The sequence below is a fragment of the Gilliamella sp. Occ3-1 genome, from assembly GCF_001690655.1.
Classification (GTDB): domain Bacteria; phylum Pseudomonadota; class Gammaproteobacteria; order Enterobacterales; family Orbaceae; genus Gilliamella; species Gilliamella apicola_P.
Genome location: NZ_LZHQ01000015.1, coordinates 86,802 through 97,653, shown reverse-complemented (window position 1 = coordinate 97,653; position 10,852 = coordinate 86,802). Strand labels below are relative to the sequence as shown.

The window sequence follows — 10,852 nt, the reverse complement described above, 5'->3', positions numbered from 1 at the left end:
GTATTGTGAGTTGAAACTTAATCTCAGGGTAAAGCGTAAAAAACGTATCCCCCCACGAACTCCAGAAAAGCTATTGGCTCCTAATAAACAAGGTGAATGTTGGTCAATGGATTTTATGAGTGACAGTAGCCGTAATCAACGTCGCTTTAGGACATTCAATGTCATTGATGACTTTAATCGTGAGGCGTTAGGGATTGATATTGCAATAAGCTTACCAGCAGGAAGGATTACCCGTTACTTAGATAAACTGGCCGAATATAATGGGTATCCATTAAAAATACGAGTCGATAATGGACCAGAATTCACCGGAAACACGTTTACTAATTGGGCAAAAACACATGGTATAACTATAGATTACATCAAACCCGGTAGCCCTTATCAAAATGGTTACATTGAACGATTTAATCGGACTTATCGAACTGAAGTGTTAGATTTATATCTTTTTAACAACCTAGCGCAAGCAAGGAGAATAACCGAAGAATGGTTAACGATTTATAACACCGAAAGGCCTCATGAAGCACTAAATAATATGACGCCGATCGAATATAAAACATTAAAACAGGCAGCTTAATTTTCTACGTGAGTTGTGTATTAAGTTTGGGGTATTTACAAGTGTATGAAAAAAACTTTCAATAACCGCATTATCAAAGCAGTTTCCTCTTCGACTCATGCTTTGCCTTAGTTCATATTGTAACAATAATTGCTTGAAATCAGCACTGCAATATTGGCTTCCTTGGTCACTATGAATGAGTACATTTTTAGGAAGGTGACGCCGAAATAAGGCTTGTTTTAATGTATTACACACTAAATGACGGTCTATGTAGCGACTGGTTTGCCTAGCAATCACTTTTCGTCCATATAAATCGATAATCACCGATAAATATAACCAACCTTCCAGTAATATCGGTTACCCATGTCGTATTCGGCTTATCAATGTTAAATTGCCTATCTAACTTGTTGGGCGCAATATTGCGATGAGCCATATCTGTTTTTATACTTGAATTTACGTGCGGCTTTACTATGCAATCTTAAACTAAGTAATCCCCATTGTTGCAAAACACGGCAAGCTGTCCTTTCTGAAACTTGATAGCCCGCTTCCCTTGCATCATGAAGCAGGCTTGGCGCACCCAAACGGGTTTTATGTTGCCAATACTGCTTTTTTGGATATACTCGCTGAGTTTAGCTGATTTGTTTGCTCTTTTTAACCAAGCATTATAACCCGATGAACTGACACCAAGTAATGAGCATATCCTAGTAACGGGATAGCAGGTTAAATGATTTTTCATATAAGCGTACTTCATCGACTTGGATTGTTGATGATATGCACATGCGCCTTTTTTAGTATATCATTGGCCATTTTCTGTTCTTTAATCTCTTTTTCTAACGCCATAATCCGCTGTTGCTCAGCGGTTAACTCTCGACGGCTAGTTTTATTCGGGGAAAGTTGCCTAATCCATTTATCTAGGGTTGATTTACCCACACCTAGATGGTTGGCAAGTTCGCTGATAGAAAGGTGTGCATTAGATAACGCATAATCCACTGATTGTTGTTTGAATTCAATACTAAATTTTTCGACCAGATATTTGTCTCCTATGATTTTTGTTTATATCATAGAGGCGACTTATGTCCAGTTTTTTGGCGAGGATCAGTGAGTTGTGTACTAAGTTTGGGGTATTTACAATGATATTCTTTTATAACATCAATTCCATCCCCCGATACCGCAAATCTGGCTTTTTAATCCACGCTTGAGCATCAATAATTGCCAATTCTCGAGCCTCTTTTTGTTTGGTCATTTCCAGTACGTGATTAGCGGCATTGGCGGCTAATTCAAATGCCATTAATTGGGATTGTCCATTAATTAGATGCGCAGTGAACAAGCTACAAATTAAATCACCCACACCTAATGGACGATGTGGAAAGTCATATAGTGGGCGGGCAAGATGATAGTTTTGGGTTGGCGTTGCTAACACCATTTCAAATAGGTCGGTTGTTTTGCCAGCGTGCACCAAATTTTTTACTAATATAGCTTTAATAGACTGTTTTTGTAGTGTTTTTATTGCATTTAGTACATCGTTAAATGTTTTAATTTCGATATCAGAAAGTATTTGTAATTCTAATAAATTTGGTGTGATATAGTCGGCTTGTTTAACCGCTTGCTTAGTGAAGAAATCAATAATACCTTGTGGCAGTGAACTACCTTTATTAATATCGCCCCCCATAACAGGATCACAAACATAGATAGCATTAGGATTATAGTATTTAATTTTGTTGACTGCTTCTAAGATTTCTTCGCCTTGTTCAGCAAGACCAATATAGCCCGAAATAATGGCGTCAATAGACTTTAAAACCCCAATTTTTTCTAAACTATTAACTATTCGTGTGATTTGTTTAGTACCAAGCACTATGCCATCATAATGAGGATAAACTGTATTACTGGATAATTGCACGGTATGGATCGGCATAACTTCAACACCTTGTAGCTGCATGGCTAATGTCGATACCTTGTTACCGGCATAACCATAAACAACATTTGATTGAATTGATAATACTGTTTTCATATGTTTGCCTTATTATTCGTCATAGTAATGATAGCGGTTTAGGAGATAGATACAGATAATAGATATCAATGCTAAACAACAATAAAACAAGGCTAATGGTATCCAAAAAGTTTTGTAAGTATAAATAATATATGCCCCTATCATCGGAATTAGGCTACCAAAAATGGCAGCGCAACCTTGATAGCTGATAGATAACCCTGTGTAACGTATTCTGGTAGGAAAAACTCGACTTAAATAGCCCGCTATTACGCCATAAAAGCCACTGTAGCAAATTACGTTGAGCGAAATACCAATAATAAAGCTATTTTTTGTGCCTATCTGAATGATTGGGAATAATAAAAATACCGATCCCATTGCTAAGATTGCCGAACAAATTAAAAATCGTGTTGCCGAGTATTTTTCTGAAAAATAGGCAATAAAAGGTTGCACAACAAAATGCACAATCGCAATCCAAAACAGGGCATCAACAATTATCTTGTCTTCAATACCTAGTGCAATAGTGGTATAGCCAATCATTAATGTATTAGAAAATATTCCACTAAATGACAATACATTAGCGCCAATGCTTAAAATTAATAGCGGTGTTGATTTTTTTAAAACTTCAATAATCGGGGTTGATTCTTGCTTTAAGTTTGCTTGCTTTTTGCATGATTCGATAAAGACAGGTGACTCAGTTAAGGTGACTCTAGCAATAATGCCAATAATTAATAAAATAGAACTGGCTAAAAATGGAATACGCCAATAGCCACTATTAATAAGCTCAGCTATAGGTGAACGGATAATATAAGAAAAGACCAATAATGCTAAAATATTTCCTGCTGGGCTTCCCCACTGTGCAAAGGAGGAAAAGAAGTTTTTCAACCCTTTGGGGGCATGTTCATTGGTCATAAGCACGGCACCGCCCCATTCACCACCAACCGCAATCCCTTGTAAGATGCGTAATGTAACCAATAAAATTGGTGATAAAATGCCTGCTTGTTGATAAGAGGGTAATAAACCAACACAGGTGGTGGCACACCCCATTAAAACCAACGTAGTAATTAACGATTTTTTACGCCCCAAACGATCACCAATATGACCAAATAGTAATGCTCCTAAAGGACGTGATAAAAATCCCACGGCAAAGGTGGCAAAAGATCCTAAGATTTGCACAAATTGATTATCATCAGGAAAAAAAAGCTGACCAAATATTAATACTGATGCCAAGGCATAGATATAAAAATCATACCATTCAATGGTCGTACCAATAAAAGCGGCAAAAGCGACTTTTTTAGCTGATGAATTGGACATAAGTAATCTTAGGGCTATCGCGGTTGTAAGTTAATAATGAGTACGAAACTAGCACAAAACTATTAATATGACAATTTGTTATCTTCTAAGAAAAGAAAAATGCAATGGATAGCTTTAGTATCTAATTTAGTGACAGAATTAACTGTCACCTTTATTATTGTCCTCTATATAGAAACACGCAATTTTATGTTCATTATAATTAATAAGCTGTGGTTGTTCTGTTGTACAACGTGAAAATGCTAAACGGCATCGAGCATTAAACGCACAACCCATAGGTGGATTAAGAGGGCTTGGTAATTCCCCTTCTAATTTAATTCTATCTCGCCTAAGATCAGGATTTAATCTTGGGGTTGCTGATAATAATGCCTGAGTATATGGATGTTTAGGGTTACGATAGATTTCATCTTTTCGTCCTTGTTCAACGCAACAACCCAAATACATTACCATTACATCATCAGCAATGTGTTCAACGACGGAAAGGTCATGAGAAATAAAAATATAAGATAAACCTAGGTCTTGCTGTAGATCCATCATCAAATTTAGCACTTGTGCTCGTACAGAAACGTCTAATGCTGAAACAGGTTCATCAGCAACTACTATTTCGGGATCAAGCATTAAACCTCTTGCGATAGCAATGCGTTGACGTTGTCCTCCGGAAAACATATGGGGATAACGGTTATAAAACTCTTCTTTTAATCCAACTTTTTGCATCATTGATAGTACTTTTGCTTTACGATCATTTGCTGTTAGATCAGTATTAATAATTAGTGGTTCTTCTAATATGGAACCGATTTTTTTGCGGGGGTTCAATGATGAGTATGGATTCTGGAAAACGATTTGGATCTTTTGGCGACGCAATTTTTGAGCTTGTTCATCATTATCCAACAAATTCTGATTTTTAAAATAAATTTCTCCTGATGTGGGTTTTTCAATCATTGTTAGTAATCTTGCTAATGAGGATTTACCACAACCTGATTCACCGACAATCGCAAGTGTTTTAGCTTTATCTAATGTAAAAGATACACCGTCAACGGCTTTAACTTGCTTGGTTTCAGAAAAAAGTCCCGTTTTAACATGATAATATTTTGTCAAGTTTCGGGCATCAAGCAGTAATTCGTTATTTTCCATGTTATTGTTCATATTGTGGTATCCCTTCGCTTGATAGTGGATAATGACATTTTACTTTTCTAGTTTCACCATAGCTAACTAGTGTTGGTTCTTGGGTATAACAATGTTCAGTAGCATAAGGACAACGAGGGTTGAGTAAACAGCCTGTTGGTCGATCATATTTTCCTGGTACAACGCCTGATAATGATGCTAATCGTTCTTTATCTTGAGTAAATTCAGGGAGAGAGCGTAATAGTGCCTGTGTGTAAGGGTGTAATGGTTTTTTAAAGATAATTTCAGCATCTCCTATTTCAACCACCTGTCCAGCATACATTACAATAATTTTTTGTGCAGCCTCAGAAACTAACGCTAAGTCATGAGTAATAAGAATTAATGCCATATTATTTTTGCGTTGCAACTCAAGTAATAACTCAATAATTTGCCCTTGAATTGTGACATCTAGTGCTGTTGTTGGTTCATCAGCAATTAAGAGTTTTGGATTGCATGCAATGGCTATTGCAATCATTACTCGTTGGCTCATTCCGCCAGATAACTGGTGCGGATAAACCTTTAATCGATTTTCAGCATCAGGAATTCCTACTAATTTAAGCAATTCAATCGCTCTTGTTTTGAGCTCTTTTTTACTGCCACCTTGGTGGATTTTTAATGTTTCAATGATTTGGTAACCTATGGTAAAACATGGGTTTAAGCTAGTCATCGGATCTTGAAAGATCATTGCCACATCTGCACCTACAATTTTACGGCGCATTTTAGTTGAGATTTGTTGAAGATCTTTGCCATCAAAGTGTAATGCATTTGCATTGACTTTACCGGGAAAATCAATTAATCCCATTATGGCGAGTAAACTAACTGATTTTCCTGAACCTGATTCACCAACAATACCAACAACTTGCCCTTGCTCAACGTCATAACTAATGTGATCTACTGCTTTAAATCCACCAAATTGAACAGATAATTCTTTTACTTCTAATAGTGCCATGACTGTATCTCCATTACTGTTTCAATTTAGGATCAAGTGCGTCTCGCAAACCATCTCCCATTAAGTTGAAAGCTAACACTGTCATTAAAATTACTAAACCAGGAAAGGTAACGACCCACCATGCTGATTGTGCAAATTGCAATACGTCAGCAAGCATTGTTCCCCATTCTGGTGTTGGTGGTTGTGCGCCCATGCCTAAAAAACCTAATGCAGCCATGTCTAAAATTGCGTTAGAAAATCCTAATGAAGCTTGTACAATTAATGGTGCTAAGCAGTTTGGTAGGATGTTGATAAACATTTGTCGTAAGGGTCCCGCCCCAGCAACTCGTGAGGCGATCACATAATCTTTATTAATTTCAGCAATCGTTGCTCCGCGTGTTAAGCGAACATAATGTGGTAATGCAACAAAAGCTAATGCTATTGAAGCGTTAATAATTGATGGACCAAATATTGCAACTAATACAAGTGCAAGTAGTAAACTTGGTAATGCAAGCATGATATCCACTGCACGCATAATTACATTGTCTAAAAAACCACCTACATAACCAGCAATTAATCCTAATGTAATCCCTAAAATCAATGAGATAATGACTACTAAGCAACCGACTAATAAGGATAAACGGGCACCATAAATGAGTCTGGATAGGATATCTCGTCCCACATCATCAGTTCCTAAAATAAATTGCCAACTGCCATCTTTCATCCAAACGGGTGGTGTTAGTAATGCATCTCTAAATTGTTCAGAAGGGGAATGTGGTGCAACAAAATTGGCAAAGATAGCTAGTAATACAACAATAATAATAAAGACTAGTCCAACGACTGCACCTTTATTTTTTGAAAAATAGAACCAGAACTCACGCATAGGCGTTAATGGTTTAGGTACGGCTAAACTGGTGTCTTGCGTATTGGTTGGTTCAGTAATAACCTGTTTATTCATCTGTAAAAACACTCTTATTTATGTCTAATACGCGGGTTAATAACCCCGTACAACATATCAACTAATAAATTCACTAAAATAATTATGACCGCAACAATTAAAACGCCACTTTGTACAACGGGGTAATCTCGACGCTGTAGCGCTTCAATTAACCAACGACCAATTCCTGGCCATGAAAAGACAGTTTCGGTCAATATGGCGCCGGCAAGCATTGTACCAACTTGTAAGCCGATAACAGTTACAACAGGGATCATTGCATTACGCAATGCATGAACAAGGACGATTCGCATTCTACTAACGCCTTTAGCTCGTGCTGTTCGAATATAATCTTCACTCAATACTTCTAACATAGAAGAACGAGTCATGCGGACAATTACTGCTAATGGAATGGTTCCTAACACAATTGCAGGTAAAATTAAGTGAGTAACTGCATCGATAAAATCTTCTGTTTCACCCCATAATAAAGTATCTATCAACATAAATCCGGTTAAAGGATTACTTTCATCTAAGAAAAGCATGTCACTAACACGACCAGATACTGGGGTTAAATTTAAGTGTACTGAGACTAACATTATCAGCATCATCCCCCACCAAAAAATTGGCATGGAGTAACCCGTTAAAGATAGTCCTATTGCTGTGTGATCAAATATTGAACCACGTTTCACTGCGGCAAGAACACCGATTGGGATTCCAAAACTAACAGCAAACAACATTGCACAAAATCCAAGTTCAAATGTTGCTTTAAATCGGGGTACAAATTCATCCCATACCGGAATTTGGCTTTTAAAAGAGGTTCCTAAATCGCCATGAAGCATGTTTATAATATATTGAAAATATTGTTGATACAGTGGTTTATCTAAACCCAGTTGAGTCATTAATTCAGCATGGCGTTCAGGGGTTAACCCTCGCTCTCCTGCAAGCACCATAATGGGATCACCCGGAATAAGGTGAACAAAAATAAAAGTAAGCAGAGTGATGCAAATAAACGTTGGAATAAGTACACCTAACCGCTTTAGAATAAATTGAAACATGTAGTAGCTCTTAAATATTGCTTTTAAACTATCGTTTATAAAATAGATAAAATTTTTATTATTATTAAAAAATAGATTTATAGCTCTAAATTTAGCAAAACCCAACGTAGTGATTAACCACACATTGGTGGTTAATCGTTAGGAACACTATTTTTCAAGCGTAACTTGGTTAAAGTCATGTAATGACAGAGGCGCCATAATATAGCCTTTAACTTCTTTGCGTAATGGCATATAAACCATTGAATGCGCAATCATCAATGCAGGTGCTTGATTATGCATTTCAACTTGTGCTTGTTTATATAGCTCAACTCTTTTTTCGTGATTTGACTCAATACGTGCTTGTTGCAATAAATCATCAAATGGTTTGTAACACCAGCGTGAATAGTTTGGACCCGCTTTAACCGCATCACAGCTCATCAAGACAGAATAAAAGTTATCAGGGTCGCCATTATCTCCAGTCCAGCCCATTAATACAGCATCATGTTCACCATCACGAATACGAGATAGATATTCTCCCCATTCATAACTAACAATTTTAGCTGTTACGCCAATTTTAGCCCAATCTGCTTGAATCATTTCGGCCATACGGCGTGCATTTGGGTTATATGGACGTTGTACTGGCATTGCCCATAAATTGATAGTAAAGCCTTTTTCTAATCCCGCTGATTTTAATAATTCTTTTGCTTGCGCTGGATCATAAGGATAATCTTTCACTTCATCGTTATAACTCCACATTGATGGAGGAATAAAGTTTTTAGCTGGTTCAGCTGCACCTTGAAAAACAGCTTTTATAATCGCATCTTTGTTCACGGCCATATTTAATGCTTGGCGGACTTTTAAATTATTAAGTGGCGGCTTATCCATATTGTAGGCTAAATAGCCAATGTTAACGCCAGCCATTTCTTTAACAACAATATTTTTGTCTGATTTCATTCGTTCAACATCGGCTACATTTGGGTATGGCATAGCATGACACTCGCCTTTTTGTAACTTAGCATAACGAATTGCGGCATCTGGTGTAATAGAAAACACTAAGCGATCAAGTTTGGCTTTTGGACCAAAATAATCGGGATTTGCTTTATAAAGAATTCTGGAGTCTTTTTGGTATTGTACAAAAGTAAATGGGCCTGTACCAACAGGAACTAAGTCTAATTTTTCTGGTGTTTTTTTCTTAAGCATAGCATCAGCATATTCAGCTGATAAAATTGATGCAAATGACATTGCTAAATCTGCTAAAAAAGGGGCTTCTGGATGGTTTAATTCAAATACAACAGTATGGTCATCAATCTTTTTAATTTCTTTGATTAAATCTAGGAATCCCATACTTTCAAAGTATTCATATTGTCCACCAGAAACTTTGTTATAAGGATGATTTTTATCTTTTTGTCGCATAAATGTAAAAATAACATCATCAGCATTTAGGTTTCGTGTTGGTTTGAATTCTTTATTGCTATGCCACTTAACATCATTGCGTAAATGAAAAGTATAGGTTAAACCATCTTGGCTGATATCCCAAGATTTGGCTAAAGAAGGTTCAATTTCGGTAGTACCTAATTTAAATTCTACCAAACGATTATAAACAGGAACTGCACTTGCATCCATTGATACACCACTTGTTGCTAATTGTGGATTAAATGTTTCAGGCGAAGCCTCTGAACAATAAACCAATGTTTCAGCAGCATGAAGTTGTGCACTCGCAAGCATTGTTATTAGTCCTGCACTCAATAAGAATTTATGTTTATATTTCCTTAGATTACTCATAAAATCACTCCAATTATTTAACTGTAAACCGATTTTGTAACACTTAAACAAAGGCAAGAATGTCGTATTTTTAATATTTTTTAAATATAGATTTAGAAAAACACTCTAAATTTGATTTTTATATCAATTAATTTTTACTTTGTTTAAATTAGTACTTTCCTACCACTTGCACATATATGGTGCAAATTGAACCATAATTAAGATTACGACTTTTGGTTGAAAATAGCTTTCAACATGAACATAATGGTAGTTAAGTGCTATGCAACAAATAAAATTTGCAAAGATAATGCCACTTTTTATTCAAAAAAGTCTATATTAAAGAAAATAATGAAAAAATACATAAATATTTTTTTGTTTAATAATTGATTTTTTGCAGTCTATTATAATTAGTGTAGATGAAACAAAAAGAAAGGCTTTAGGAGTAAACCTGCTAGAAGCAGGTCTTAGAATTTGGTGATTGGTGCCCGGACGCGGAATCGAACCACGGACACGGGGATTTTCAATCCCCTGCTCTACCGACTGAGCTATCCGGGCAACAATGGATGCACATTAAACACGATTTGTGATTATCAGTCAATCCCTTTTGTAATATTTTTTTAAAATATATATTGTTTGGTTGAAAAATAGCTAATCATCTTCATATTAAAAAATAATTTCTAATAATATGTTTTTATCCTTATAGGAATTATATATGCGATTTGTTGGTTTTATTATCTTTTTTATTTATGTTTATTTTGAACTCATCTTTTTCATAGCTGTTGCCAATTCAATTGGTATTTTTCTTGCTTTAATTTGTATTATTGCAACATCTATTCTTGGTTTCTCGTTAGTTAAAACTCGGGGTTTGAAAAACCTTAGTATTATGCAACAAAAAATAGCTAACAATGAAAGCTATAAAAATGAAGTAATTAGAAGTGTAGCTTTGCTTTTTGCCGGTTTTTTCTTGCTTATTCCAGGGTTTTTAACTGATATTTTAGGTGCAATCTTATTAATACCCCATGTACAAAATCATATCGTGGAATTTATTGTTCGAAAAATACCAATAAGATCAAAATTTTCTTCATCACAAATGCACTATCAAGAGGGTGATATTATTGAAGGTGAATTCAAACAGAAGAATGATGAATAAATAATCAGTTGGACTTTTTTTTAAATTTGTTCTCTTGAA

Annotated in this window: 12 protein-coding genes and 1 tRNA gene; 2 read left to right on the top strand and 11 right to left on the bottom strand. The window is 35.8% G+C overall.

What is annotated here, in order from left to right:
* On the top strand, positions 1 to 571 hold a 571-nt coding region (locus tag A9G43_RS04895), incomplete at its 5' end, for an IS3 family transposase (RefSeq protein ID WP_141674025.1).
* On the opposite strand, the gene A9G43_RS10705 is transcribed toward A9G43_RS04895, so the two are convergent.
* The 11 genes from A9G43_RS10705 to A9G43_RS04845 all read right to left on the bottom strand — a co-directional run bounded on the left by A9G43_RS10705 (position 554) and on the right by A9G43_RS04845 (position 10,218).
* Positions 554 to 898: a DDE-type integrase/transposase/recombinase gene (locus tag A9G43_RS10705; protein ID WP_255308727.1), complete on the bottom strand. Its 345-nt coding sequence runs from the start codon at positions 896 to 898 to the stop codon at positions 554 to 556. The two genes, A9G43_RS04895 and A9G43_RS10705, sit on opposite strands and share 18 nt — an antisense overlap.
* A 130-nt stretch (positions 899 to 1,028) precedes the next feature.
* A complete protein-coding gene (locus A9G43_RS04890) occupies positions 1,029 to 1,286 on the bottom strand; it encodes a hypothetical protein (protein WP_141674024.1) in 258 nt (85 codons plus the stop codon).
* Between the two features lie 11 nt (positions 1,287 to 1,297).
* Positions 1,298 to 1,561 carry a transposase gene (locus A9G43_RS04885; RefSeq protein WP_255308726.1) on the bottom strand — a complete coding sequence of 88 codons (264 nt, stop codon included), beginning with the start codon at positions 1,559 to 1,561 and terminating at the stop codon, positions 1,298 to 1,300.
* A gap of 130 nt (positions 1,562 to 1,691) precedes the next feature.
* Positions 1,692 to 2,558 carry a pyridoxal kinase PdxY gene (gene pdxY, locus A9G43_RS04880; RefSeq protein ID WP_065607109.1) on the bottom strand — a complete coding sequence of 289 codons (867 nt, stop codon included), beginning with the start codon at positions 2,556 to 2,558 and terminating at the stop codon, positions 1,692 to 1,694.
* 12 nt (positions 2,559 to 2,570) lie between these two features.
* Positions 2,571 to 3,848: an MFS transporter gene (locus A9G43_RS04875; protein WP_065574664.1), complete on the bottom strand. Its 1,278-nt coding sequence runs from the start codon at positions 3,846 to 3,848 to the stop codon at positions 2,571 to 2,573.
* 138 nt (positions 3,849 to 3,986) lie between these two features.
* Positions 3,987 to 4,988 (bottom strand): peptide ABC transporter ATP-binding protein, encoded by a 1,002-nt coding sequence (locus A9G43_RS04870; protein ID WP_065607107.1) that lies wholly within the window; start codon positions 4,986 to 4,988, stop codon positions 3,987 to 3,989.
* A complete protein-coding gene (gene dppD, locus A9G43_RS04865; RefSeq protein ID WP_065607105.1) occupies positions 4,978 to 5,955 on the bottom strand; it encodes a dipeptide ABC transporter ATP-binding protein in 978 nt (325 codons plus the stop codon). The genes A9G43_RS04870 and dppD overlap by 11 nt, the downstream gene beginning before the upstream one ends.
* Positions 5,956 to 5,968: 13 nt before the next feature.
* Positions 5,969 to 6,892: a dipeptide ABC transporter permease DppC gene (gene dppC, locus A9G43_RS04860; protein ID WP_065561597.1), complete on the bottom strand. Its 924-nt coding sequence runs from the start codon at positions 6,890 to 6,892 to the stop codon at positions 5,969 to 5,971.
* Positions 6,893 to 6,906: 14 nt separating this feature from the next.
* Positions 6,907 to 7,923: a dipeptide ABC transporter permease DppB gene (dppB, locus tag A9G43_RS04855; protein ID WP_034914661.1), complete on the bottom strand. Its 1,017-nt coding sequence runs from the start codon at positions 7,921 to 7,923 to the stop codon at positions 6,907 to 6,909.
* Between the two features lie 147 nt (positions 7,924 to 8,070).
* A complete protein-coding gene (locus tag A9G43_RS04850) occupies positions 8,071 to 9,684 on the bottom strand; it encodes an ABC transporter substrate-binding protein (protein WP_065607104.1) in 1,614 nt (537 codons plus the stop codon).
* Between the two features lie 458 nt (positions 9,685 to 10,142).
* Positions 10,143 to 10,218: transfer RNA gene (locus A9G43_RS04845), tRNA-Phe, on the bottom strand.
* Positions 10,219 to 10,375: 157 nt separating this feature from the next.
* Between A9G43_RS04845 and A9G43_RS04840 the strand changes: the two genes are divergently transcribed.
* A complete protein-coding gene (locus A9G43_RS04840; RefSeq protein ID WP_065607102.1) occupies positions 10,376 to 10,813 on the top strand; it encodes an FxsA family protein in 438 nt (145 codons plus the stop codon).
* Positions 10,814 to 10,852: the final 39 nt, after the last annotated feature.

Coding starts and splice junctions, on each gene's coding strand:
- A9G43_RS04890 (WP_141674024.1), bottom strand. CDS start 1,286: ATGAAAAATCATTTAACCTGCTATCCCGTTACTAGGATATGCTCATTA.
- pdxY (WP_065607109.1), bottom strand. CDS start 2,558: ATGAAAACAGTATTATCAATTCAATCAAATGTTGTTTATGGTTATGCC.
- A9G43_RS04875 (WP_065574664.1), bottom strand. CDS start 3,848: ATGTCCAATTCATCAGCTAAAAAAGTCGCTTTTGCCGCTTTTATTGGT.
- A9G43_RS04870 (WP_065607107.1), bottom strand. CDS start 4,988: ATGAACAATAACATGGAAAATAACGAATTACTGCTTGATGCCCGAAAC.
- dppD (WP_065607105.1), bottom strand. CDS start 5,955: ATGGCACTATTAGAAGTAAAAGAATTATCTGTTCAATTTGGTGGATTT.
- dppC (WP_065561597.1), bottom strand. CDS start 6,892: ATGAATAAACAGGTTATTACTGAACCAACCAATACGCAAGACACCAGT.
- dppB (WP_034914661.1), bottom strand. CDS start 7,923: ATGTTTCAATTTATTCTAAAGCGGTTAGGTGTACTTATTCCAACGTTT.
- A9G43_RS04850 (WP_065607104.1), bottom strand. CDS start 9,684: ATGAGTAATCTAAGGAAATATAAACATAAATTCTTATTGAGTGCAGGA.
- A9G43_RS04840 (WP_065607102.1), top strand. CDS start 10,376: ATGCGATTTGTTGGTTTTATTATCTTTTTTATTTATGTTTATTTTGAA.